The following is a 26,273-nucleotide window of genomic DNA, read 5'->3' on the forward strand; positions in this document are numbered from 1 at the left end:
TTGTCTTCCCCTGCTTCGTTTGCTGAGTGTCTTCAATGTTTTTACTTTATCTTTTTTATAATTCAGCTTAATAATATTTCATAATTCTTAAATTGAGATTGGAAGAGCGTTTATGCCTGTCCTTACAGATCCCCTTCAGCTATTACAGGCACTTATTCGTTGCCCTTCTGTTACGCCACGCGAAGCAGGTGTTTTATCAACTTTAGAACAATTTCTCAAAAAGATGGGGTTTCATGTTGAGCGTCCTATTTTTTCAGAAAAAAGCACAGAAGATGTTGAAAATCTTTATGCCAAGATAGGAAAAGAAGGGCCGCATCTTATGTTTGCGGGTCATACGGATGTTGTACCGCCAGGGACATTGGAACAATGGACATATCCTCCTTTTGAAGCTGTGATAGATCAAGGAAAATTATACGGGCGGGGTGCTGTTGATATGAAGGGTGGTATTGCTTGTTTCGTTGCAGCACTTGCTCGAATTCTTGAGAAAAGATCCCTTAAAGGAATGGTAAGCCTTTTGATTACCGGTGACGAAGAGGGACCAGCTTTGAATGGTACGGTTAAACTTCTCAAATGGGCAGAACAAAAAGGTGAAAAATGGACTGCTGCTCTTGTTGGTGAACCAACAAGTGTAAAAACGGTTGGTGATATGATAAAAATTGGTCGTCGAGGGTCAATTTCTGGTATTATTACCGTTAAAGGTCGCCAAGGACATGTTGCTTTTCCTGAGCGAGCTGCCAATCCATTGCCCTTAGTCAGTGAGATTCTTCAAGCGTTAACACAAACAACTTTAGATCAAGGTACAGAAAATTTTCAACCGAGTAATTTGGAATTAACGACTATTGATACGGGTAACTCTGCGGTAAATGTTATTCCAGAGCAGGCGACAATTCGTTTTAATATACGCTATAATGATCTTTGGACAAAAGCAATGCTTATGAGGGAAATTGAAAAACGTCTTACCTCAGTGCAATCAAAAAACAACAAAAATCAATTACCCTTCTATCAACTTGAATGGATTCCAAGTTTAGGGGATGTTTTTTTAACCCAAAATGATAAACTCATTCATACATTATCCAATGCTATTAAAAGCATAACAGGGCATATACCCGAATGTTCAACTTCAGGGGGAACTTCGGATGCGCGATTTATTAAAGATTATTGTCCAGTGGTTGAATTCGGCTTACCAGGACAGACCATGCACATGGTGGATGAGTGTGTAACTCTCGATGCAATGGAAACTCTCACAGCTGTTTATGAACGTTTCATTGTTGACTTTTTTACATAATGAAAAGAAGAAATTGTTTTTTCAACAACATCTCTATTACAAATTAAAAATCATACATATGATAGCACAATTGATGTAATGGAGATGAAAACTATAGAAATTTTAATTTGCCAATTGACTAATGACATGATCAAGAAGGATTCGTCCTTTGTCTGTCGCTTTTAAGCGGTGATTTCCTATCATTTCTACCAGCCCTTGTTGTTGTAAATCGATAAGCTTTTTCATTGGTAAACCCTTGGTGTTTAAAGTTTCATAACGTACAAGATCTAAACCTTCGCAAAGACGTAACCCCATGAGGAGCATTTCATTTGCTTGCTGCTCAATGGTCAAATGTTCCGTTTCAATACAACCATGTCCCGTAGTTTCTACCAATTCAAGCCAATGTTCGGGATATTTCTCATTTATTGTCACATAACGTTCACGATTTTCAATTTGAGAAGTAGCTGTTTTTGAAGAGGTCGGACAATGACTTGGTGAGTACTCAATAAAGCGTCCATGGGCTCCTGGACCAAAGCCTGCATATTCATGATAACGCCAATAGAGAAGGTTGTGTGCTGATTCGGCACCGAGAGTTGCATGATTTGAAATCTCATAGGCTGGTAATCCACGGCGTTCGGTTATTTCTTGGGTAAGATGATACAGGTCTGCTGCGAGTTCTGATGGGGGAAGGATAAGTCTTCCTGCGTCATAAAGTCGCTTAAAGGCGGTTCCCTCTTCGATGGTTAATTGGTAAAGAGAAAGATGGTCTGCTGCAAAATCAAGGGCCTGAAAAAGTTCCCATTTCCATTGTTCAAGAGTTTGTTCGGGGCGAGCATAAATAAGATCAAAGGATAAACGTGGAAAGATTTCTCGTGCTAAAGCGATAGCGTGAAGGGCTTGTTTCACATCATGGAGTCTGCCAAGTTTTCGCAGTGCTTGATCATTGAGTGCTTGCACACCTAAGGATAAGCGGTTAACGCCTGCTGCGCGATATCCGCGAAAGCGTTCGGCTTCCACACTTGATGGGTTTGCTTCCAGTGTAATTTCAACTTTATCATCAACGGTCCATTTTTTTGTAAGAGCTTTTAATAAGGCATCAACAGTTTGAGGTGTCATAAGAGATGGCGTTCCTCCACCAATAAAAATACTGGTAATATGACGTGGGCCTATTTTATGGTATTGTGTTTCTATTTCACGTTCAAAGGCGGTTACAAAACGTGGCTGATCAACACCATGAACACGAACATGGGAATTAAAATCACAATAGGGGCATTTTGCAGCACAAAAAGGCCAGTGAATATAGATGCCAAAAGTTTCATTCATGAGAGCGTTAAGAGATTTTCAGCTAAAAGTTTGAAGGCGCGTGCACGATGTGAGAGTGGGGGCGTTTTATCATTGAGTTTCCAGCCATGTTTTTGCTTTGTGGACATTTCTCCAAAGGTATTTTCATATTCATCTGGTAAAAAAATGGGGTCAAAACCAAAACCTTTATCTCCCCGTGGAGGCCAAATAAATGTTCCTTCAACGCATCCACGAAAATAATCGGCGTGAGCATCAGGCCATGCGATGCAAATGACGGATATAAATCGGCATTTTCGTTGGCTTTTTTCATGCGCTCCGTTTTTTTGAAGTTCATCTTCTATTTTTTGCATAGCTTTTAAAAAGTCACGTGTGCCATCCGGTTGAAGAGCAAGGTCTGCTGTATAAACACCCGGAGCACCATTCAAGGCATCTACTTCCAAACCTGAATCATCAGAAAGAGCCGGAAGTCCTGTATTTTTTGCTGCCGAAAAAGCTTTTATATAGGCATTTTCTTCAAATGTTGTTCCCGTTTCTTGTGGTTCTGGCAATCCAAGCTCTTTTGCGGATTGTATTATTAATCCAAAGGGCGCAAACAGTGTGGTAATTTCATGCAATTTACCGGTGTTATGTGTAGCAATAACGAGTTTTTTAGCTGCTATGCTTCTCATAGAGATCTCTCCAGAAGTAAAAAGGGAACTATTTTGTGCTAAAAAAATTAACTGGAACGTTTAATATACAAATTCCACCAAACTTTACACAATACTCTCTTTTTGCAACTTTATAAATATTCTAGTCAAATGAAATCTTTTATATTTTATTATGATGACAATGTTTGAAAAGATATATGATCTCTTTTTTTGATAGTAGCATTTTTTATGATAAATATATGTTATGTTTTTCCACTACTTTAGCCTATTTGGCCAAGCCTTGGTAAAACTCATATATAGAGAGAAATGTTTTAAAGTCATGAAACAAGCGTTATGAAGCACAAACCTATTGATGATGAATTAAAATATCTTGATGAGCGTTCGCGAGATATCTTTCGCCATATTGTGGAGGCTTATCTTAATGATGGTGAACCTGTAGGATCACGAAATCTTTCAAAGCTTTTGCGACAGACATTATCACCAGCCACGATTCGCAATGTGATGAGTGATCTTGAACACCTTGGTTTAATTTATGCACCTCATGTATCTGCGGGGCGGATGCCAACACAGTCGGGATTACGATTTTTTGTTGATGCATTTATGGAAGCGGGTGATTTGCCAAACGAGGAGCGTGAAAGTATTGAAGCTCAAGTCAAAGAAGCTGGTCATACACAATCAGTTGAACATTTTCTCATTCAAGCAAGCCGCGTTCTTTCAGATCTTTCACGTGGTGCAGGGCTTGTTCTGGCAACAAAATATGAAGGCACATTGAAACATATTGAATTTGTGCGTCTTGATAGAGAGCACGCTCTTGCTGTTTTGGTAACACAACAAGGTGAGGTTGAAAATCGTATTGTTCATTTACCAGAAGGGGTTACTCATGCGCAATTGACGGAGGCAACGAATTTTCTTAATGCCCATATTCAGGGGCGCACATTGAGTGAAGCGAAAGAAGAAATAGCACGGTTATGCTCAGAAACACGGGCTGCACTTGATCATTTATCCCATCATCTCGTTGAAACTGGATTAGCTTTGCTAGGAGGAGAAGATGCTGATCATAAAATACACCTTATTGTTCGTGGGCGCAGTAATTTACTTGAAGATGTGAAAGCAGAAGAAGATTTAGAGCGGTTACGGCATTTGTTTGATGATCTTGAAACACGTGAAAGTATGGCACAGCTTCTCGATTTAACGGATGAAGGGTCAGGAGTTCGTATCTTTATTGGTTCAGAAAATAAGTTGTTTTCACTTTCTGGTTCTTCTTTAGTCGTTGCACCGTATCGTGATTCAAAACAAAGGGTGATTGGCGCTTTAGGAGTTATCGGGCCCACACGGCTTAATTATGCAAGAATTGTACCTATGGTCGATTATACAGCGCAACTTATATCACAACTGTTGCGTTAAAATAACTAAGTGAATATTCGTACTATAAATGTTCATTATATTAAGATACATAAATACCCCTTGATTTTTGTCTGCAAAATTTCGATATCGAGAATAACAAATCTTATGAAGGAATGGAATTTTTATGTCTGACGAAAAAAACAAGTTTACTGACGCTTCATTTGAAAATTGCGATTTGAAAAATCCGGTTAATCGTGATGCGCTTAAAAAAGCAGCGGATGAGTTTTTAAAAACGCGTGAAGCAGAGGCACGCGCAGAGGTCGAAGAAGAAAAAGATGAATTTGTCGACCCCCTAACTGCTTTACAAGATGAAAATAAAGAACTGAAAGATCAGCTTTTGCGTCTTGCTGCAGATATGGAGAATCTTCGGCGTCGTACGGCGCGTGATGTGGCAGATGCAAGAGCTTATTCAATTGCTAATTTTGCACGTGACATGTTATCTGTTTCTGATAACCTCAATCGTGCTTTGGAGGCTATTCCAGAAGGTGCAAAGGAGAATGATGCTGGTTTGAAAACATTAGCTGAGGGCGTAGAAATGACTGAGCGTGCAATGATAGCGGCGCTAGAACGTCATGGGGTGCAGAAAATTCATCCAGAAGGGCAAAAATTTGATCCTCACTTTCATCAAGCGATGTTTGAAATCCCTAATTCCGATGTACCGGATAATACTGTCCAGCAAGTTGTTCAAGCAGGTTACATTATAGGTGATCGTGTTTTGCGTCCAGCTATAGTTGGCGTAGCCAAAGGAGGGATAAAAGAGCCTTCTGTTGAATCTGATCCGGCTTAAAATACACCAATAACAATACCTCCAGCATGAAAATATGGCATTGCATATAACCACCCTGTTTTCGTGAGGTATTGTATCCAAGAAAATCCTAAAGGGTGGTAAAACACCCTTTATCCTTGGAGTGCCCAACGTCCTTTTACAACATATGGAGCATCACTTGAGGGAGATGGCGATAACAATAAAACAAAGTGATCGACTTCAAAAGGAGGAAATGAAAAATCACCCCGAGAAGAGAGATAAGAAGGAAGATATTCGGGTTTAATATCAAGCAATCGTGCAACAGTAATATGTGGAGTAAATGGTCTTTCATCAGGAGATAAGCTTAAGCTGTTCCGAATAGATTGCATCTTTTTGTGTAAGAGGCTGAGAGTCTCAGAAGGTTCAATGCGAACAACAAGGGAATGTGGAGAACTTTCTGAACCAAAAACATCAAAACCCTTTGTATATAGCATAAAAGGAGGAAGCTTTATTGTCTCAAAGGCGCGGATAAGTTTATCGGCTACAATGCTTTCAACTTCACCAAAAAAAGACAAGGTGATATGAAAGTTTTGTGGGTTAATCCATTGTGCGTTCGGTAAACCACTTTGCAACGATATGAGTGCTTGTGTTGTTTGTTGAGGAATCTGAACAGCACTAAATAGACGGGACATGGAATCTCCTTATGGTAAAAAGATGCCACCGCAAATACGATGGTGGATAATAAAGGCGGAATACATCACTTAGGATAAGGCAATTGTGGCAAAAAAGAATGTCGAAAAAATGTTTGTTATAATGATGGGTTTAATTCCTAAAACTTATTTCTCTTACGAGAGTGATTATGCTGACAATAAAAACTGTGTTTACCTTTGTTTCATAGTAAAAATATGCAATAGTGGAATTATTTATATTTTCATTTCACGATGATATCCGTAAATGGTGCAATCATATATCCATTGTGCACTAGCATCTTTACACTTATGATAGAGCCAATCAACACCGTTATTGTATTTTCCAGCTCTCAATATTGCAACATTTTAGTGGCTGAGAGCTTTTATAAGAGGCATTTTACTCCTTTTTAAGAGTTTTTATCCACACGCCAATCTGCTTTGTAATATTGAGGGAATAATTTTAATTGTTTTAATATGAAAGGATTTAAGATGAAAGAAATCTTACGATATTCGGGTTTATCATTTAATATGAAAAAACTGTAAAATATCATTATAATCAATATGTTATCATTTAAAAACACCACAAATCCAACGTGATAAGGAAAGTTGGTAAATTTCAATTGTGGCGCTCATTCTTACATTTCCTCAATGTACTTTAAAATTAAGCATATTCAGTAAAAGATGAATATTTTCTCATGCGCGCTCAGTATGAGAATAGCTTTAAACAACAAATATTTGAATGAGTCTGATAGAATTTAGAGTGACAGAAAACACAAATACTGTTATTATATACAACATAATCGTTAGTAAATATTTATGCCTATGATAATCGTAATGCTCATCGATAATGGATGTCAGTATTTGTATTTTTAAGAGAAAAATAGAGCAACCAATCAAAACAATGAATGACAAAAAAGATGATCATACATCTTTTATGAATAATGAATTCTAATTCTCTTCACCAAATTTATTATTGATGAGTTTTTCGAGAGCATCGAGAGCATCAGTTGCTTCTGGTCCCCAAACACGAATGGTAAGGTTACAACCAGAGGAGGCTGCTAACATCATAAGTCCCATAATTGATGAACCACCAACGATTTTGCCATCTTTCTCAACTTCAACGCTAGCATTAAAATTGTCAACAGTTTGAACAAATTTTGCAGATGCACGTGCATGCAACCCACGTTTATTACAGATATTAAAATGACGACTGAGTTTAGAGGGGAGAGGATCTTTGGAAAGCATTAGAGTTTAATTATCCGCTATAAAGTTATACTGGTACATTAATATATTTACGTCCTGCTTCTTGTGCTATTTTTAAAGCTTCTGATAATGAAATATTAGGGCATTGGCGAATAGAAATGAGTTTAATGAGCATAGGTAGATTAACCCCCGCAATCATTTCAACACGTCCTTTTTCAACAGCAGAAATAGCCATATTTGATGGTGTTCCACCGAATACGTCTGTTAATATGATCACACCATGGTTTGTATCTGTAGAGGAAACAGCAGCTATAATATCGCCTCGGCGCTGATCCATATCATCATCAGGGTAGATACATATTGTTGCGAACTTTTCTTGTGTTCCAACAACATGTTCCACAGCATGTAGAAATTCAACAGCCAGCTCACCGTGCGTTACAAGCACGAGTCCAATCATTTACACAAACTCCTGTTAACTAAAGATCCAACCATATTGGTGGAGAGTATATTTTACAAAGCTTTATTCTGCTGCCAAGAAAAATTTGCAAAAAAAAGGCAAAAAATGTAATTTTTTGTGTTTAGAAAAAAATTAAACCGATTTATGCCATATTTTTCTAAAAAAGAATGCTTCAATAGCCTGACAAATGGCTGTACAATCGGCTTCATGAAGGCTAGGGAGTTTTAAAAGAGGAATATGTAGATCTGCAAATTGAAAAGTTTGATTTGTGGAAAAGCGTTCATATTCGGGTCCAAGAAGAACAACACAATCAATCGTTGTCTGTTTTTCAAACTCTATCATATAAAGACCAACACCACGAATCTCAATACCGCCCTGCAAACCTTCAGGGGTGTATCCATGAAGTTTTCCATTTTCCACACGCACCATTGTATAGTCATCACTGATCAGTTTTGCTTCACGTTTTGACCATTCGGCACGATCGAGCAGAGAGAGGGTAAGGGTTGATTTTCCTGATCCCGATGGTCCTATAATCAACAGCCCTTTCCCTCCTAGTTGAAGGCAATTTGCGTGAAGTATTTCGCTTTTTGTTGTCATGCCTTGTTACTTTGGATGAAGATTTATTTAGCGAGGGGGAGCATAATAATAAAACGTGCACCAGTTTTACTATTTTCAAGATTGGGATCAATAATATTTTCGGCTGTAATTGTCCCATTATGCGCCTCAATGATTTGTCGACTAATAGAAAGACCAAGACCTGAATTCTGACCAAAACTATCTTCGTTTGGTCGATCAGTATAGAAGCGTTCAAAAATGCGTTCAATGTTCTCTGAACGAATACCAGGACCATTATCTTCAATGGTTAAGATAAGAGTTGAAGCATGACTTTTCATAGCTATAGAAATTTTACCTCTATCATGGGGAATAAAGGAACGTGCATTTTCAATAAGATTCGAAATAACTTGTCCCAAACGTAGTTCATGCCCCAACACAAGATAGGCTTTTCCATGAGGACGTGGGATAATATTAAGGCTTATATCGATGGTTTGCCTATTACGGTATACTTCTTGAACAGCATGAACAAGACTTTCCAAAAGCGGTGTCATATCAACGATCTGTGCGGTTTCACGAGCAAGTTCTGCATCGAGCCTAGAGGCATCGGAAATATCAGTAATTAAACGATCAAGACGACGTACATCATGTTGAATAATTTCGAATAATTGTTCCTGTGCTTCTTCATTTTTAGCCAGAGGGAGCGTTTCAACAGCACTGCGCAGTGAGGTAAGCGGATTTTTTAATTCATGACTTACATCAGCAGCAAAGCGTTCAATGGCTTCAATACGCATATAAAGAGCATTGGTCATATCACGAATAGAGGTTGAAAGGCGACCAATTTCATCTTCACGCATTGAAAAATCAGGAATTTCTACGCGCTTATTATTACCATTACGCACACGATTAGCAGAAGCAGATAGTTTGCTTAAAGGATGCGCAATCGTATGGGCTAAAAAGAGAGAAAGGACTAAAAGTACACTGCCTACCACGGCAAAGACTTTAAAAATAACTAGTCTTTCACCTTTTACAATGTTGTCAATATCTGAACCGGTTGTTGAAAGAAGAAGTGCTCCCACCACGGCACGATAGCGTTGAACAGGAACAGCAACAGAAACAATGAGTTGACCTTGTCTGTTACGTCGTTTAGCAGTAGCAAGAGATCCGTTTAATGCTCGGTACACTTCTGGGTAAGCAATACCACTGGTTCTTGCCTGTTCTCTATCAAGAGTGATAGTATTGCCGTAAAATGTGTTTGAGAACCATGAAATGAAGCGTTCCCACATGTTTTGTTCAGTTTTAAGTGGGGGTAAATTATAGCTAAAAACTTCACCACTAGAATAAAGAACACGCGAGTCAAGAAGTAAAGTCGCATCACGATCATAGATACGTGCTCTTGTTGTTTTGGGGGTGATGAGGCGTCGCAAAAGAGGAGCAACTTGTTCGGGATTAATAGGAAAGTCCCAAGAATCGGTTGATTGAGGTGCGGGTGTAACACTTTCCCCAGTCTGTAATTCTAAAAGTTTTTGGGGATCAATGAGAATAGAATTGGTATCCACCGTTGCAGAGGCGGCAATAGCTCCAGCGATAATTTTTCCCTGGATGCACAAACTTTTAATTTTTGCTTCAATTAAACCATCGCGAAATTGATTAAGATACAAAATACCAGTAACAAGAACGGCAAGAGCAGCAATATTTAAGATGACAATACGGCGTGTAAGACTGGAAAAAAGCAATTGTCTAAAAAGACGCCGCACCTGAAGATGCCAATAAGTAAACATAGGAAATGGCGTTGATAGGAGGCCATTAGATGTCGTTTTTTGCAGAGTTTCCAGTTGAGTATTTTTTGTCATCGATTTGATCGCCGTTCAAACTTTTGCGACAAAATAGTTCTATACCTCGTGAAAACGATAACCTACACCATAAAGTGTTTCAATCATTGCAAAATCATCATCCACTTGTTTAAACTTTTTACGCAAACGCTTAATGTGACTATCAATGGTGCGATCATCTACATAGACTTGATCACTATAAGCAGCATCCATCAAAGCATCACGACTTTTTACGACTCCAGGTCTTTGCGCTAAGGTTTGTAGAATCAAAAATTCCGTAACAGTTAAGATAACAGGTTTATCTTTCCATGTACAGGTGTGACGTTCTTGATCCATCACCAAATCCCCACGTTTGAGAGAAGAGGTAGGAGAAGTTCCTGTTATAAGTGGTTGGTTGCGCGCATTTGAACGACGTAAAATAGCTTTTACGCGCTCAATAAGAAGACGTTGAGAGAAAGGTTTGGTAATAAAATCATCCGCCCCCATTTTAAGACCAAATAACTCATCAATTTCGTCATCCTTAGAGGTAAGAAAGATAACAGGAATATCAGATTTTTGACGCAATCGGCGCAAAAGTTCCATCCCATCCATTCGAGGCATTTTAATATCAAAAATAGCTAAATGTGGAGGATGAAGAGTTAGACCTTTGAGCGCAGATGCTCCATCTGTATAGCTTTCAACCCGATAGCCTTCTGTCTCAAGCGCAAAAGATAAAGATGTCAAAATATTGCGATCATCATCAACAAGTACGATCGTTTGCGTGATTGTTGGTGTATCTTTCATGGCTTCTTAGACCTTTCTATTGCTATGGTAGCAAATTATCCACATTATTTATATGGGAGTTCACATTTTTTTTGCAAAACAAATGTGGTACAAATTGTAGCGAAGTAAACACCCTTTCATTTTTACGGTAAAAGCTTGTTTTATCTTTGTAATTTTATAATGCTGTTGCGTGCGTAAAGATCCCTTTGTTTGAAAGAAAATTTTCATAAAATATGTTTTTTACCAAAGTGTATTATTTTTTATGTCCCATAATTAAACAGATCTGTTCGTGATTGTTGACGTTTAGAAAAATCGCCTATCTGTTTTTAAGAGCAAAGAAAAGAGTGTAGTGACATATATGCAAAAATTTTTCTTTCACTGCACGAAAGGAGAGCATAAATGGGATTTTTTAATTTTATAAAAACAGTTGGAGAAAAACTTGGTATTGGGGATCGTGAGCCAGAAGAAAAGGATTTTAAGGAGGCCTTTAATAATTTTCAACTTGGCACAGAAAAAGTAAATATTAAGATTGAAAACGGTCAAGCTATTTTAAGTGGTGAGGTTCCAGATAGGGAAACATTTGAAAAAGCACTTTTAGTTGTTGGTAATTCGCAAGGTATTTCTTCTGTTGATATTGATCAATTAAAGATTGCAGATACCACGTCTGTAAAAGCGTCTCGCTTTTATGAGGTTAAATCTGGTGATACGCTTTGGAAAATTGCTGAAGAAGTTTATGGAAAAGGGCAAGGGGATAAAAATACATTTATTTTCGAAGCGAATAAGCCAATGCTCAAATCTTCCGATAAAATTTATCCTGGACAAGTTTTGCGTATTCCTGAACTTGATCATATTTGATTAAAAGAAAGAATAATTTTTTAGAGTATGTTTTATGGCATTAAACAAAAATAAGAAGCATGGAAAAATTTTCACGCTTCTCAATTCATTCGTTAAATAATGATGAAAGAACTCAATGATGAGGAGCTGATTTGGAAGGTGATTTTCCTCCCATAGCATTTACAGAGAAATCAACGTCTATTGTTCCTGCTTTCTCAAACGTCAATTTTGCACTGATTTTATCACCTAGTTTGAATGGTTGAGAAAGTCCCATGAACATAATATGATCACCACCGGGTTTAAGAGTGATTTCACCATTGCCAGGAATTTCAATACCATGGTGCATTTTTTCCATTTTCATAATATCGTTAACAACTGCCATGGAATGGATTTCTGCTGTCTGTACTCCATTTGCTGAAACAGAAACCAGACGATCTGGGATATTACCGTGATTAATGATATAGAGATAACCGCTAGCAACTTTAATACCTCTAGCTGTTTCGCGCACCCAAGGATGAAGGATTTCTATGTTTCCGACTTTATATTGCTGAGCGGTTGCTGGATGGGCTATACAAGTGAAAAGAAGGGCCCACACGACATTTGTAAAAATCGTTTTAAGTGGCCATTGTCCGTAAGTTATATATTGAGATATGAACTTCTTTATTTGCTCGATAATAAGTTTTACCATTATTCACCCTCCTTTGGTCAATTCACTGCTATATGCTCCTTATTTATTATTTTAGAGCGTTTTTATTCAAAATAAAAGAAAGAATTACTAGAGTTATATGAACAAGAATAGATGCATAGATCTTTAGAATTTGAACAATGTATTTAAAGGCAAAAGGGTATTGTGAATTCTACTAGTGGATTTAATAAATAGATTAAAGAGAAAAGGACGTCGAGCTTATTCACAGTGCAGCTTTTAAAGAGTAATGAATAATAAGTTGTTCAGAAATGGAGCTATTATGAATAGATTGACAGAGTATGCCCTTACAAAGAATGTATTTAGAAAGATGAAGCTTAACGCTATAGATACAGTGATGTAAAGAACGCGGCGTTTATTGATCGAATAAAGATATAATGGTCATGACAGCGGTGGGCTAAGGGAGAATGTAATATTTGTGGTATTAGTCATTTACTTTTGAGTGATGTGTTGAACAATTTCCTAATCAGAATCTCATGGAGAGATGAGAGATTAAGAAAGGGTACACAATTGTTATTTTTATTTTCCAATTTTTATAGATTTATATATTGATTACATCGTAAAAAGGGATGCTATGGTATTCGCATTATCAGTCAAAGAGGTTGCTTGCGGGTAAGTAGAATAGCTATTTTAAAAGAAAAATTTTATTTTAAGAATGTTTCTTTCATGACTCTCTTGTAGCGATAAGAGCCTGTTCTTATATACGAGGCAGAAAGGCTTGTTGCGACTTGCAGTTTATTGTTTATGTGACTTGAAGTGGGATGCAGGCTTTGAGTGTTATGAGGAGCTGTCTTAGAAAATGCTTGATGAAGATTGAGGTAGCTTGCTGAAATGGAGATTATAATATGGCAAAAGTAATTGGTATTGATTTGGGAACAACAAACTCTTGTGTTGCTGTCATGGATGGTAAAAACGCAAAAGTTATTGAAAATTCAGAAGGAGCGCGCACAACGCCTTCTGTTGTCGCCTTTACGGATGGGGGAGAACGGCTTGTTGGACAACCTGCTAAACGGCAAGCTGTAACAAATCCTGAAGGAACAGTTTTTGCAGTTAAACGCTTAATTGGTCGCCGTTTTGATGACCCCATGGTTGAAAAAGATAAAGCACTTGTACCTTATAAAATTGTTAAAGGCGATAATGGTGATGCGTGGGTTGAAGAAGCAGGTAAGAAATATTCTCCCTCCCAAATTTCAGCGATGATTTTGCAAAAGATGAAAGAAACGGCCGAGTCTTATCTTGGTGAAAAAGTTGAGCAAGCGGTTATAACTGTTCCTGCTTATTTCAATGACGCACAACGTCAAGCTACGAAAGATGCGGGTAAAATTGCTGGACTAGAAGTTTTACGGATTATCAATGAGCCTACAGCTGCTGCTTTAGCATATGGTTTGGATAAAAAAGACGGGAAAACTATTGCGGTTTACGATCTTGGTGGCGGTACATTTGATATTTCTGTGCTTGAAATTGGAGATGGTGTTTTTGAAGTTAAGTCGACCAATGGAGATACTTTTTTAGGCGGTGAAGATTTTGACATGCGCTTGGTTGGTTATTTTGCTGATGAATTCAAGAAAGAACAAGGGATCGATCTAAAGAATGATAAGTTAGCATTGCAACGTCTAAAAGAAGCGGCAGAGAAAGCAAAGATTGAACTTTCTTCTTCACAACAAACAGAAATTAATTTGCCATTTATTACGGCTGATCAATCTGGTCCCAAGCACTTAACAATGAAATTGACTCGGGCAAAATTTGAATCTCTCGTTGATGATTTGGTTCAGCGCACTATCGAGCCTTGTAAAGCTGCATTGAAAGATGCGGGGTTAAAAGCTGGTGAGATTGACGAAGTTGTTTTAGTGGGTGGTATGACACGTATGCCCAAGATTCAAGAAGTTGTGCAAAGCTTCTTTGGCAAAGATCCACATAAAGGCGTTAATCCTGATGAAGTTGTTGCAATGGGTGCAGCTATTCAGGGTGGTGTATTGCAAGGCGATGTGAAAGATGTCTTGCTGTTGGATGTCACACCTTTATCTTTGGGTATTGAAACATTGGGTGGAGTCTTTACACGTCTTATTGAACGCAATACCACTATTCCAACGAAGAAATCGCAAGTTTTTTCAACGGCTGATGATAATCAAAGTGCTGTGACTATTCGTGTGTTCCAAGGTGAACGCGAGATGGCTAATGATAACAAGTTGTTGGCTCAGTTTGATCTTGTTGGTATTCCACCAGCACCACGTGGTATGCCTCAGATTGAAGTTACTTTTGATATTGATGCGAATGGTATTGTCAATGTTTCGGCTAAAGATAAAGGAACTGGTAAAGAGCATCAAATTCGTATTCAAGCATCAGGTGGTTTAAGTGATGCTGATATTGAGAAAATGGTAAAGGACGCAGAAGAGCATGCAGCTGAGGACAAAAAGCGCCGTGAAGGAGTTGAGGCAAGAAATCAAGCGGAAGCTCTTATCCATTCAACGGAAAAGTCGCTGAAAGAGTACGGTGATAAGGTCTCTTCTGAAGATAAAGGACAGATTGAAACAGCAATATCTGACTTGAAATCTGCACTTGATGGCACCGACACTGAAGAGGTAACAGCGAAAATGCAGAAATTAGCGGAAGTTAGTATGAAACTTGGACAGGCAATGTATGAAGCTTCACAAGCAACCGAAGCGAATACTGAGACAGATACAAAGGATGATGATGTTGTTGATGCTGATTTCGAAGAAGTTAATGATAAGAAGAAATAGTGTAAGCAAATGTGTTAATTAATGAATAAACCCGGCCTTTGAAATATAAGGCTGGGCTTTGTTATTTGAGATGAGTTGCAACTTTTTTGCTAAAAATATAAATTGAAAACAAATATTATCCATAAAGATGGATGAAAAATTATCAGGAATACATGATGAAGGTTGATTATTATGAAATTCTTGGCGTGACTCGCGAATGTGATGATAAAAAGTTGAAATCTGCTTTTCGTAAGTTGGCAATGCAATATCATCCTGATCGCAACGCAGGGGATAAAGAAGCAGAACGGAAATTTAAGGAAATTGGCGAAGCCTATGAAGTTCTTAAAGATCCTCAAAAGCGTGCTGCTTATGATCGTTTTGGCCATGCGGCTTTTGAAAATGGTGGACGCGAAGGAGCAAATCCCTTTAGTGGTTTTGCTGCTGGTGGCGGATTTCCCGACATTTTTGAAGATTTTTTTGGCGAAATTATGGGAGGAATGCAGCGTAAGCGTAGTGATGGTCGCGAGCGTGGTGCTGATTTGAGTTATAATATGGAAGTGACCTTGGAAGAGGCATTTTCAGGAAAAACCGCGCAAATTAATATTCCAAGTTCTGTTACTTGTGATACTTGTGAGGGATCGGGTGCTAAAAAGGGCTCTAAGCCACAAGTTTGTGGAACGTGTCATGGAGCTGGGCGTGTACGTGCCGCACAAGGTTTCTTTTCGATTGAACGGACATGTCCTTCATGTCATGGACGTGGTGAAACCATAACAAATCCATGTCCGAAATGTCAGGGGACGAGACGAGTAGAAAAACAGCGTTCATTAAGCGTGAATATTCCAGCTGGTATTGAAGATGGTACGCGTATTCGTCTTTCTGGTGAAGGAGATGCTGGCATTCGTGGTGGTCCTAGCGGTGATCTTTATATTTTTCTTTCTATTAAACCGCATGAGTTTTTTCAGAGAGAAGGTGCAGATATTCATTGTCGTGTTCCAATTTCGATGGTGACAGCTGCTTTAGGAGGTGAATTTGAGGTTTCTGATCTTGATGGCGTCAAAGCACGTGTTAAAGTTCCAGAGGGTACACAAAATGGACGTCAATTTCGCCTTAAAGGAAAAGGTATGCCTATGTTGCGCCGTCAGCAAGAAAGAGGTGATCTTTATATCCATATCACTATTGAAACACCACAGAAACTAACACAAGAACAACGCGAGTTATTACAAAAGTTTGAAAAGCTTTCAAATCATGAGAATTCACCACAATCACACGGTTTTTTTTCACGTATGAAAGAATTTTTTGAAAATATCTCGAGACAAAATTAGGAGATGTGCAGCAAAATTCTGTATGGGACGAGATTTGTGTACTAGCAAGATTATTTAAAATCCATTTTCCATTGTATCACAATATTTGAAAAGTTTGCTTTTTTATGAAGTTGTTTGAAGAGAAAAGAGGGTAGATATTTTAGGATACGGTTTTATGGCTATCTGTGGATGGTTTATAAATCATGGAGTATAAAACGAAGAGAAGGAACAATTAAATGATTTTACGGCTCTCTATCAGGGAGTTTTTGTATTCTATTAAAAATCACAAAGTATGAGACTGATCTAAAGGTTTTCTGATGTGGTGTTGTCAAACCAGTTCTATCATTCATTTGTACGCTTCTATTGTTACAACTTTTTTTTTAATAGTTTTAACCAAACGCTGTGACTATTTGCCATATGTAAGTAAATGGTCTTAGGGATTTATCATAAAAAGGGATTAAAAATGAAGAAAACATTTCTATATTCAGAACTCTTAATTTAAAAGAGTAGTAATGAATTATCGTTATAAATCAGTTGATTATAGTGATTACCAATATGTAGTAAGGGTAGATCGTTTAGTTCATATTTTCTTATATTCGATGATTGGAAAGAAGACAAATTTTTAAATTAAAACTTTAACTTATTTGTAGGTGGACATATGTGCGACTGAGCTATTTTCTGTATCGGTGATATACTAATTAATTTCATCGTGATTTTTATTTTCATCTTATAAAATCAATGGTTGTATATGTCCGTATTCATTGTTAAAGATCCATAAGATGACATCAGTAAGTTAAGTGTACGGTGTAGCTTCAAAGTTCTTCTAAATTCTGCTCTCATTGATATACAGGGTCATAAAAACAATAATATTTTTTTTAGTTTTTAGATACTAATTTTTTAAAGGGCAGCCTTTATCGCATCTTTTTATTACTTTTGTGATGATTTAAACAATGAGCATTTTTCAGGGGGATGGGCAGAGTAAGCTTGTTTTGAAATTTATTTTCACTTTTCCTCTCTTCTACTTAAGAGAAGGAAAAAAGTGATGAGGAGGCTCTTTTAATGGATAAAGTTGAAAATGATGTTGAAGATGTTTTTGAAAAACAAGCAGCATTCTTATCGTCTGCTTTACCTTATATGCAACAATATGAAAATGAAACTGTCGTTGTGAAATACGGTGGTCATGCTATGGGTGATCCTGCTTTGGGGCGGGCATTTGCACGTGATATTGCTCTGTTGAAGCAATCAGGAATCAATCCTGTTGTTGTTCATGGTGGAGGGCCTCAGATTGCTGAAATCTTGATGAAAATGGGCATTGAATCACGGTTCGAAAACGGTTTACGCGTAACCGATGAACGGATTGTCGAAGTGGTTGAAATGGTTTTGGCAGGCTCCATAAACAAAGAAATTGTCGCTCTTCTCAATGCAGAGGGGGAATGGGCAATAGGGTTGTGTGGCAAGGATGGCAATATGGTTTTTGCTGAAAAGGCTTATAAAACTGTTCTTGATCCCGATTCGCATATTGAACGTGTTTTAGATTTGGGCTTTGTTGGAGAACCAGTTGAAGTTGACCGCACATTATTGGATCTTTTAGCATGTTCTGAAATGATTCCAGTTCTTGCTCCTGTGGCTCCAGGCCGCGATGGAAAAACTTATAATATTAATGCTGATATTTTTGCAGGAGCCATTGCTGGTGCATTAGAGGCTAAGCGTCTTTTATTTTTAACGGATGTCCCCGGTGTTTTAGATAAACAGGGCAATCTTTTAAAGGAATTGACAATTTCGGAAGCTGAAAACCTCATTAAAAATGGAACAATTTCAGGTGGTATGATTCCGAAAGTAGAGACTTGTATAAAAGCCCTTCAAAATGGTGTGGAAGGTGTTGTCATTTTAAACGGCAAAACCCCGCATTCTGTCTTGTTAGAACTGTTTACGGAACAGGGCGTTGGAACACTTATTGTTTCATAAGATATAAAGAAGAATTGGAGAAAACTACCTTTCATGATTAATATAAAACAGTTGAAACATTCTTTGTTAAGCAAACCAGAATTCACATTATTTGCTGCGACAATATTATGGGGTATTACATTTTTAGTAGTTCACATTGCGGTACGCTATAGTGGACCTTTGTTCTTTGTTGGATTTCGTTTTGTTGTTGCATCGCTTATATGCGGCGCAATTTTTTGGCGCTCAATGCAAGGTATAACTATTTATGAGATTTTTGCTGGGATGGCTATTGGTGTAGGAATGTTTTTAGGTTATGCTTTACAAGCAGCGGGACTTCAGACAATTATTAGTAGTCAGTCAGCTTTTATCACAGCACTTTATGTTCCGACAGTTCCAATATTACAATGGATTGTTTTTAGAAAGCCACCCCGTTTAGCTTCTTGGCTTGGCATTATTTTTGCTTTTATTGGTCTTGTCTTTATTTCTGGACAAAAGGTGGGACAGCTTGATTTTTCGAAAGGTGAAATTTTAACTTTGTTAGGTGCTTTAGCAATTGCTGGGGAAGTGATACTTATCAGCATTTTTGCCAGCAAGGTTGATAGTCGGCGTGTAACGGTTATACAGCTATTTTTTAGTGGTATTTTTTCATTTTTTTGTATGCCTTTTATGGGTGAAAACATGCCTGAATTTTCATGGGTATGGTTGAATATTGGTATAGGTTTGGCATTGATGAGTGCTATCATTCAATTAGCGATGAATTGGGCACAAAAGTCCATTTCGCCCACGCGTGCAACACTTATTTACGCAGGTGAACCTGTATGGGCTGGTATCGTTGGGCGTTTGGCTGGTGAGCGTTTATCTCCTTTAGCTTTATTGGGAGGAACACTTATTTTGATTGGGATTGTTGTGGCTGAACTACAACCTTCACAATGGCGTAAGAAAGCGAAAATAACTGAAAAAATTAATTAATCATGCATTTGTACCATGATATTTCCATCTGAAGAGATTTCATTGTCTATTTCTTTAATAAAATTGAGTAAATTTTTGATGTTTTTACCTTTAAACCGATATATTGCTCCGCATGTTAAAGAAAGCTCCTGAATATAGTAAAACTCGTTCATTTCAACTCTGTTTATATTGAAATGGTTAGAATCATTCACTTACATACTATAAGCAGGGCTGGTGTGTAGATAAAATCGTTTAAAAAAGCGTAACAATGTTGCTTATAAACGCTTACAAAAGCAAGAAGTATGCGACATTAGAGTCTTGCCGATAGCGTGGTAGCGCTCACTTGTGCCTAGGTATAAAAATGGTGCGTTCAATGGGTTTTACATTATACCATTCACGGATGCTGTCATGAAATAGGTATAATGAATATTAAGAAAAGTTTTTTTAAAAACAAGACATGAATGCATAATACAATTGCATTATATTTTGCAGCGCTTTGCCTTTTATAAAGGACGTAACTCTATCAAGAGAAAGAAGAAAAAGAGTTTTTTAGAAGGTGCGTGTTTTTTCAAAAGACATTACGCAAGGGAATATATTGCTAAAGTTTTGACAGTTACAAAGATCATTTGCTCCGGTAGAATTTTTTTTGTTTTATGTAAAATTAGTAAAAACGGGCTAGCATGGACAAAGAGAAAGTCATCTCTTTTGCAAATTGTATGAATTTTATTGCTAGCCTCAAGCTATGTAAGCATCTCTAATAATGTACGGCATGTCAGAGCTAATACCAGCGCATATGATGAGAAAGTTAATAGTATTCTCAATCATTTGTATAGAATTTAGCAAACAAAAGCGTCATTTTTTATGCTATGAGAAATTGTATTTTTTGAAAGGCTTTCGAAGAAGCATAATTGGTCTTTGCCTTTTGTGCTATTCTTTGCTAAATCGCCCCTATGACAGTAGATCGTAATTATATCCGTAATTTTTCCATTGTGGCACACATCGACCATGGAAAGTCGACTTTAGCTGATCGTTTGATTCAAATGACAGGAGGGCTTGAGACTCGTGAGATGAAAGAGCAAGTGCTCGATTCCATGGATATTGAACGTGAACGTGGGATCACCATTAAAGCACAGACGGTACGTTTGCACTATAAAGCGCGCAGTGGTGAAACATATATTTTAAATCTTATTGATACACCTGGTCATGTGGATTTTGCTTATGAAGTTTCACGATCACTCGCAGCTTGTGAAGGTTCGCTATTGGTTGTAGACGCGAGTCAAGGCGTAGAGGCACAGACGTTGGCAAATGTTTATCAAGCTATTGATAATTCTCATGAGTTGGTTGTGGTACTTAATAAGGTTGATCTTCCCGCAGCAGAGCCTGAGCGTGTAAAAGAACAAATTGAAGATGTGATAGGTATCGATACTTCCGAAGCCGTGGAAATATCAGCAAAAACAGGTTTAGGCATTCCTGATGTTTTAGAAGCAATTGTTACACAATTACCTCCTCCACATACTGGTGATATTCAGAAACCTTTAAAAGCAATGTTGGTTGATAGCTGGTATGATGCATATCTTGGTGTTATCGTTTTGGTACGCGTTATTGATGGTGTATTAAAAAAGGGGCAAACCATTCGCATGATGGGGACTGGAGCAAAATATCCAGTTGAGCGGGTTGGGGTTTTTACTCCAAAAATGATTCAGGTAGATGAATTGGGTTCAGGCGAGATTGGTTTTATAACGGCCTCTATCAAAGAAGTTGCAGATACACGGGTTGGTGATACCATTACGGAGGAGCGCCGTCCTTGTGAAGAGGCATTACCTGGTTTTAAACCAGCCCAACCGGTTGTTTTTTGTGGACTGTTTCCCATTGATGCCGCTGATTTTGATGATTTGCGTGCAGCCATGGGGAAATTGCGCTTAAATGATGCCAGTTTTTCTTTTGAAGTTGAAACATCAGCGGCTTTGGGATTTGGTTTTCGTTGTGGTTTTTTAGGACTTCTTCATCTTGAAATTATTCAAGAGCGATTAGAGCGCGAATTTAATTTGGATTTAATCGCGACAGCACCCTCAGTTGTTTATCGTATGAATATGAATGATGGTTCTGTCAAAAAACTTCATAATCCAGCAGATATGCCTGATATTGTTAAAATTTCTTCCATTGAAGAGCCGTGGATTCGTGCGACAATCATGACTCCGGATAATTATCTTGGATCAGTTTTAGAACTTTGCCAAGAACGGCGTGGCGTACAGGTTAGTTTGTCCTATGTCGGGACGCGCGCCATGGTGACATATGATTTGCCTCTCAATGAAGTTGTTTTTGATTTTTATGATCGTTTAAAATCAATCTCAAAGGGTTATGCTTCCTTCGATTATCAGATGACGGATTATGTAGAGGGCGATTTGGTCAAAATGTCTATTTTGGTGAATGGAGAATCAATAGATGCACTGTCGATGCTTGTGCACCGCACTATTGCAGAAAAGCGCGGGCGTTCACTGTGCGAAAAATTGAAGGATCTTATTCCGCAGCATATGTTTCAGATTCCGATTCAAGCAGCAATTGGTGGTAAAATCATTGCGCGCGAGACAATTCGTGCTTTACGCAAAGATGTAACTGCAAAATGTTATGGGGGCGATGTTACGCGTAAGCGCAAGCTGTTAGAAAAGCAAAAAGAAGGCAAAAAGCGCATGCGCCAATTTGGAAAGGTAGAAATTCCACAGTCAGCTTTTATTCAAGCACTTAAAATGAATAAATAATGAAAAAAGGAAGAAACTCCCTTATTGATTGCTTTAGTTTTGTTGAGTGGCCACAGTTCTTTATGTTGTTCTTGAAGAGTGTATTTAATCACGCAAAAGATCATTAATAGATGTTTTTTCTCGTGTTTTTTGATCAACGCGCTTTACGATAACAGCACAATAAAGATTTGGACCTAGTTCGCCATTTGGCAGTGGTTTACTTGGGAGAGAACCTGGAACAACAACAGAATAGGGGGGAACTTCACCAATAAAAATTTCACCTGTTGTTCGATCAATAATCTTTGTGGATTTTCCAATAAAGACCCCCATCCCTAAAACAGCACCTTCACGAATAATGCAACCTTCAACGATTTCAGAGCGTGCACCAATAAAGCAATGATCTTCAATAATGGTTGGATTTGCTTGCAGTGGTTCTAAAACGCCACCGATGCCAACACCCCCAGAAAGATGAACATGTTTACCAATTTGTGCACAAGAGCCAACGGTAGTCCATGTATCAACCATTGTGCCTTCATCAACAAAAGCCCCAAGATTGACAAAGGAAGGCATAAGTATGACGTTTGGTGCAATATAGGCAGAATGGCGTACAATTGCTCCGGGAACGGAGCGAAAACCGGCTTTTTGAAAGTCAGCTTCTTGCCAACTAGAAAATTTCGAAGAGACTTTATCCCACCAATATGATTCATTAACGCCACCAGAAAGGATATGCATAGGATTAAGGCGAAAAGATAAAAGAACAGCTTTTTTCAGCCATTGATGAACATGCCATTGTCCATTTTTTTGGCGTTGTGCAACACGCAATTCTCCGTTATCAAGGAGGTTTAATGTATGTTCGACGCTCTCACGAATTTCACCCTTTGTGGTGGTATTGATAGAATTGCGGTTGTCAAATGCTTTTTCAATAATCATTTCCAGTTGCGTGAGATGAGACATGGCCAGAGTTCCGTTAAACAAGTTGAAAGTTTCAATATTTATGACTCTATGGACTACGCGAAGAAATCTGTTCAGTCAACAAAACGATGAGAAAGGGAAATAGGATAGGTGCATGAAAAAAGGCTATAAAGAAAAACATAAAGAAGAACAAAACCATTGGACACCATTGCTTCATGCGAAGGATGCCCTACAACGCGTGAAAAAAATTTCTGATTCAGCACAAATGCGTTCACCCACTTATCGTTTGGCTTATATCGATCAAGAGTTTATGATGCGTCCAGAACTACGTTCACAACGTATTGGTCTTGAGTTTTTAAAGCCGGAAATAGCGCTTCAAGAATCTGACATACAATCAACAGTTGTTTTATTTGGTGGTGCGCGTATTCCTGAATCTGGACAAGCAGCGTGGGCAGCAAAAAATGACACGCAAAAAAAGAATTTACATGCTATGTCGCATTATTACGATGAGGCAAGGGAATTTGCACGTTTATGCTCACGCTATTCTGCTACCACACAATATCGTGAATTTGTGGTTGTCACAGGAGGGGGACCAGGGATAATGGAAGCAGGAAATCGTGGTGCGATTGATGTCGGTGCACCAACGGTTGGTTTGAATGTTGTTTTACCCCATGAACAGGCGCCTAATTCTTATGTGACGCCACATTTATGTTTTAATTTTCATTATTTAGGGATGCGCAAAATGCATTTTCTCATGCGGGCAAAAGCATTAGCGGTTTTCCCTGGAGGGTTTGGTACTTTAGATGAGTTGTTTGAGACATTAACTTTAATACAGACAGGACGGATGAAACAGGTTCCGATTTTATTGTTTGGCAGAGAATTTTGGCACAATGTGATCAATTTGGGCTATTTATCAGAACAAGGCACAATTTCTCCCTCCGATGTTGATTTGGTAAAATTTGTCAACACTGCAGCAGAAGCCTTTGAAGAAATACGTTGTTTTTATAAACTTCCTTAATTGCTTTTGAAGAAGTCATTTTTGTAAGACAGTTAATATTCCACTTTAGTCAAATAAAGTCCCGAAGGCGGTGCGACAACACCACAACGTGTGCGATCTTTAGCATGAAGAGCTGCTTCAAGATCTTGTGCTCTCCAACGTCCAATACCAACTTGCATAAGGCTTCCTGCAAATGAACGGATTTGATGATGAAGAAAAGAACGTGCTTGTGCATAGAGTAGGATCTCGTCCTCTTCTCTTTTCACATCAAGACGTTCAAGGGTGCGAATAGGGCTTTTAGCTTGGCAGTGTGCTGAACGAAAAGTGGTAAAATCATGTTTTCCTATAAGTTTTTGGGCAGCTTCATGCATGATTTCAGCATTAAGGGGTTTTGGTATCCACCATACACGTTTAGCATTGAGAGCCGGTGGAGAACGGCGATTAAGAATTTTAAAAAGGTAATGACGTTTGGTTGCAGAAAATCGTGCATCAAAATCATCAGAGACATTTTCTACATTTAAGATTGAAATATTTTCTCCTTGTTTTTGCAAATGTGCATTCAAAGCATCACGTACAGTACGTGTCTGCCAGTTTTTTTCAAAATCGACATGCGCAACTTGCCCCATAGCATGTACACCAGCATCCGTTCGCCCTGCTGTTGTGATGGTCAATTGCTGTCCGCAAAAGAGAAAAATAGCTTGTTCAAGAGCTCCTTGTATGGTGTGCAGCTCTGCTTGACGTTGCCAGCCAGCATAATTTGAGCCATCATATTCGAGAGTAAGTTTAAAACGTGGCATATCAACAAACAGAAGAAATATGAGCACCTCGCAAAAATGTTGCGCACTCAAGAACTTTACCACCAGATCTTTGCAGATGGGTTATTTCAAGGCATCCTTGTCCACAATGGATAATCAAAGAATTTGGTTCTATTCGACCAATTTCAAGAGAAGAACCCATTGTTAGACGACTTCCAAGAATTTTTACACGTTCTTCTCGTCCACCTATATTCATGTTACACCAACAACCAGGAGAGGGAGAGAGTGCACGAATATATCTGTGAATATGTTCTGCGGGCATTGTCCAATCAATGCGGGTTTCTTCCTTGTCAATTTTAGCGGCATAGGTAATGCCTTCTTCTGATTGTTGGGTAAGTTGAAGCCGTCCTTTTTCAAGAGCTGATAGAGCTTCTATCATAAGTTCTGCACCGATATATGAAAGCTTATTTGCAAGTTCATCGGTTGTCATGTTATCAGTGATAGGAGTGGAGCGCGATAAAGCGATAGGCCCTGTATCAAGCCCTTCATCCATTTTCATAATCATCATTCCCGTTTCTTTGTCACCAGCCATAATGGCGCGTTGAATAGGTGCAGCACCACGCCAACGCGGTAAGAGTGAAGCGTGGGCATTAAAACAACCAAAACGCGGTATTTCAAGAATGGCTTTAGGTAAGAGAAGGCCATAGGCAACAACAACAGCAACATCAACAGTAAGTTCTGCAAATTGCGCTTGTTGTTTGGTTGTTTTGAGTGTTTGAGGGGTGAATACAGGAATAGATTTTTCTTCTGCTGCAATTTGCACAGGTGATGGGATCAGTTTAAGACCACGACGTCCTGCTGGGCGAGGAGGTTGACTGTAAACAGCAACAACATCATGGCCCGCATCTAACAAAGCTTTTAAAATAGGAACAGAAAAATGCGGTGTTCCCATAAAACTTAACCGTAATGCCATTACAATACTGCATCCTGTGTATTTTTTTCTTTTGCACGTTTTTTAAATTTTCGTATCACCATATCGCGTTTGATTTTTGAAATATGATCAATAAAAAGGCGACCATTTAAATGATCAATTTCATGCTGTAAGCAAGTAGCTAAGAGATTATCTGCTTCAAGTTCTGTTTGTTTTCCCTCGCGATCCTGATAGTGAACACACAGACGCTTTGGACGTTCAACTTCTGCATAATATTCCGGAATAGAAAGACAACCCTCTTTGTGGATATTACGTTCCTCTGAAAGCCATAAGATTTCTGGATTGATAATAACAAGCGGATTTTTCTGTTCATTATTTTGCGAAACATCTATAACCAACATGCGCAACGGTATACCAATTTGAATAGCAGCAAGACCAACGCCTTGAGCATGATACATAGTTTCCAGCATATCATCAGCAAGCGTTTGGAGAGCTTCATCAATATGCTCGACAGGTTTAGATACTTCCCGTAAAATCGGATCAGGTAAAATAACTAAAGATCTCATTGACATGGGGCACAGATTAATCAATGGTTCGCTTTGGGTCAATATTGAATAACGGATTCTCGCGCTTTTTTGC

The 26,273-nt window shown here is 38.4% G+C and carries 23 protein-coding genes; 10 read left to right on the forward strand and 13 right to left on the reverse strand.

Going from position 1 to position 26,273, the window contains the following annotated elements:
- Window positions 1-112 precede the first annotated feature (112 nt).
- Complete coding sequence (gene dapE, locus ABD917_RS01320; RefSeq protein WP_345118282.1) at window positions 113-1,285, forward strand: succinyl-diaminopimelate desuccinylase; 1,173 nt, start codon at window positions 113-115, stop codon at window positions 1,283-1,285.
- 102 nt (window positions 1,286-1,387) lie between these two features.
- Here dapE and hemW read toward each other — a convergent pair whose 3' ends face one another.
- Together hemW and rdgB are read right to left on the reverse strand one after the other, a co-directional pair.
- A complete protein-coding gene (hemW, locus tag ABD917_RS01325; protein WP_345118283.1) occupies window positions 1,388-2,587 on the reverse strand; it encodes a radical SAM family heme chaperone HemW in 1,200 nt (399 codons plus the stop codon).
- Complete coding sequence (rdgB, locus tag ABD917_RS01330; protein ID WP_345118284.1) at window positions 2,584-3,234, reverse strand: RdgB/HAM1 family non-canonical purine NTP pyrophosphatase; 651 nt, start codon at window positions 3,232-3,234, stop codon at window positions 2,584-2,586. Before rdgB ends, hemW begins: the two co-directional genes overlap by 4 nt.
- A 312-nt stretch (window positions 3,235-3,546) precedes the next feature.
- Between rdgB and hrcA the strand changes: the two genes are divergently transcribed.
- Window positions 3,547-4,617, forward strand: coding sequence for a heat-inducible transcriptional repressor HrcA (gene hrcA, locus ABD917_RS01335; protein ID WP_345118285.1), 1,071 nt, complete (start codon window positions 3,547-3,549; stop codon window positions 4,615-4,617).
- Window positions 4,618-4,741: 124 nt separating this feature from the next.
- On the forward strand, window positions 4,742-5,404 hold the full coding sequence (gene grpE, locus ABD917_RS01340) for a nucleotide exchange factor GrpE (protein WP_345118286.1): 663 nt from the start codon (window positions 4,742-4,744) through the stop codon (window positions 5,402-5,404).
- 110 nt (window positions 5,405-5,514) lie between these two features.
- Here the strand turns inward: grpE and thpR are convergent, their stop codons facing one another.
- The 6 genes from thpR to ABD917_RS01370 all read right to left on the reverse strand — a co-directional run bounded on the left by thpR (window position 5,515) and on the right by ABD917_RS01370 (window position 10,878).
- A complete protein-coding gene (thpR, locus tag ABD917_RS01345) occupies window positions 5,515-6,054 on the reverse strand; it encodes an RNA 2',3'-cyclic phosphodiesterase (RefSeq protein WP_345118287.1) in 540 nt (179 codons plus the stop codon).
- Between the two features lie 945 nt (window positions 6,055-6,999).
- Window positions 7,000-7,296: an HPr family phosphocarrier protein gene (locus ABD917_RS01350; RefSeq protein WP_345118288.1), complete on the reverse strand. Its 297-nt coding sequence runs from the start codon at window positions 7,294-7,296 to the stop codon at window positions 7,000-7,002.
- A gap of 25 nt (window positions 7,297-7,321) precedes the next feature.
- Window positions 7,322-7,711 carry a PTS sugar transporter subunit IIA gene (locus tag ABD917_RS01355; protein ID WP_345118289.1) on the reverse strand — a complete coding sequence of 130 codons (390 nt, stop codon included), beginning with the start codon at window positions 7,709-7,711 and terminating at the stop codon, window positions 7,322-7,324.
- Between the two features lie 132 nt (window positions 7,712-7,843).
- Entirely contained in the window at window positions 7,844-8,308 is a 465-nt protein-coding gene (locus ABD917_RS01360; protein WP_345118290.1) for an HPr kinase/phosphatase C-terminal domain-containing protein, read from the reverse strand.
- A gap of 23 nt (window positions 8,309-8,331) precedes the next feature.
- Window positions 8,332-10,116, reverse strand: coding sequence for a stimulus-sensing domain-containing protein (locus ABD917_RS01365; protein WP_345118291.1), 1,785 nt, complete (start codon window positions 10,114-10,116; stop codon window positions 8,332-8,334).
- A gap of 39 nt (window positions 10,117-10,155) precedes the next feature.
- Window positions 10,156-10,878 carry a response regulator transcription factor gene (locus ABD917_RS01370; protein ID WP_345118292.1) on the reverse strand — a complete coding sequence of 241 codons (723 nt, stop codon included), beginning with the start codon at window positions 10,876-10,878 and terminating at the stop codon, window positions 10,156-10,158.
- Window positions 10,879-11,256: 378 nt separating this feature from the next.
- On the opposite strand from ABD917_RS01370, the gene lysM reads away from it, so the two are divergent.
- Complete coding sequence (gene lysM / locus ABD917_RS01375; RefSeq protein ID WP_345118293.1) at window positions 11,257-11,712, forward strand: peptidoglycan-binding protein LysM; 456 nt, start codon at window positions 11,257-11,259, stop codon at window positions 11,710-11,712.
- 112 nt (window positions 11,713-11,824) lie between these two features.
- Here the strand turns inward: lysM and ABD917_RS01380 are convergent, their stop codons facing one another.
- The gene (locus ABD917_RS01380) at window positions 11,825-12,379 is read right to left on the reverse strand and encodes a copper chaperone PCu(A)C (protein WP_345118294.1); all 555 of its coding nucleotides are present in this window, start codon (window positions 12,377-12,379) and stop codon (window positions 11,825-11,827) included.
- Window positions 12,380-13,239: 860 nt separating this feature from the next.
- Between ABD917_RS01380 and dnaK the strand changes: the two genes are divergently transcribed.
- The 5 genes from dnaK to lepA all read left to right on the forward strand — a co-directional run bounded on the left by dnaK (window position 13,240) and on the right by lepA (window position 22,060).
- Window positions 13,240-15,132, forward strand: a complete 1,893-nt coding sequence (gene dnaK, locus ABD917_RS01385) for a molecular chaperone DnaK (RefSeq protein ID WP_345118295.1) — start codon at window positions 13,240-13,242, stop codon at window positions 15,130-15,132.
- Window positions 15,133-15,287: 155 nt separating this feature from the next.
- On the forward strand, window positions 15,288-16,433 hold the full coding sequence (dnaJ, locus tag ABD917_RS01390) for a molecular chaperone DnaJ (protein WP_345118389.1): 1,146 nt from the start codon (window positions 15,288-15,290) through the stop codon (window positions 16,431-16,433).
- A gap of 1,038 nt (window positions 16,434-17,471) precedes the next feature.
- Entirely contained in the window at window positions 17,472-18,377 is a 906-nt protein-coding gene (argB, locus tag ABD917_RS01395; RefSeq protein WP_345118296.1) for an acetylglutamate kinase, read from the forward strand.
- A 33-nt stretch (window positions 18,378-18,410) separates the two neighbouring features.
- On the forward strand, window positions 18,411-19,325 hold the full coding sequence (locus ABD917_RS01400; protein WP_345118297.1) for a DMT family transporter: 915 nt from the start codon (window positions 18,411-18,413) through the stop codon (window positions 19,323-19,325).
- A 929-nt stretch (window positions 19,326-20,254) separates the two neighbouring features.
- Window positions 20,255-22,060, forward strand: a complete 1,806-nt coding sequence (gene lepA, locus ABD917_RS01405; protein ID WP_345118298.1) for a translation elongation factor 4 — start codon at window positions 20,255-20,257, stop codon at window positions 22,058-22,060.
- Window positions 22,061-22,144: 84 nt separating this feature from the next.
- Here lepA and dapD read toward each other — a convergent pair whose 3' ends face one another.
- A complete protein-coding gene (gene dapD, locus ABD917_RS01410; protein WP_345118299.1) occupies window positions 22,145-22,993 on the reverse strand; it encodes a 2,3,4,5-tetrahydropyridine-2,6-dicarboxylate N-succinyltransferase in 849 nt (282 codons plus the stop codon).
- 112 nt (window positions 22,994-23,105) lie between these two features.
- Here dapD and ABD917_RS01415 point away from each other — a divergent pair, with 112 nt between their 5' ends.
- A complete protein-coding gene (locus ABD917_RS01415; RefSeq protein WP_345118300.1) occupies window positions 23,106-23,969 on the forward strand; it encodes an LOG family protein in 864 nt (287 codons plus the stop codon).
- A 32-nt stretch (window positions 23,970-24,001) separates the two neighbouring features.
- Here ABD917_RS01415 and truA read toward each other — a convergent pair whose 3' ends face one another.
- Genes truA through def form a run of 3 tightly spaced genes read right to left on the reverse strand, consistent with a single transcriptional unit; the run spans window position 24,002 to window position 26,206 of the window.
- On the reverse strand, window positions 24,002-24,745 hold the full coding sequence (gene truA / locus ABD917_RS01420; RefSeq protein ID WP_345118301.1) for a tRNA pseudouridine(38-40) synthase TruA: 744 nt from the start codon (window positions 24,743-24,745) through the stop codon (window positions 24,002-24,004).
- A gap of 1 nt (window position 24,746) precedes the next feature.
- Window positions 24,747-25,676, reverse strand: a complete 930-nt coding sequence (gene fmt / locus ABD917_RS01425) for a methionyl-tRNA formyltransferase (protein ID WP_345118302.1) — start codon at window positions 25,674-25,676, stop codon at window positions 24,747-24,749.
- On the reverse strand, window positions 25,676-26,206 hold the full coding sequence (gene def, locus ABD917_RS01430) for a peptide deformylase (RefSeq protein WP_345118390.1): 531 nt from the start codon (window positions 26,204-26,206) through the stop codon (window positions 25,676-25,678). The genes fmt and def overlap by 1 nt, the downstream gene beginning before the upstream one ends.
- Window positions 26,207-26,273: the final 67 nt, after the last annotated feature.

The sequence above is a fragment of the Bartonella pachyuromydis genome, assembly GCF_039543065.1.
GTDB classification, from domain to species: domain Bacteria; phylum Pseudomonadota; class Alphaproteobacteria; order Rhizobiales; family Rhizobiaceae; genus Bartonella; species Bartonella pachyuromydis.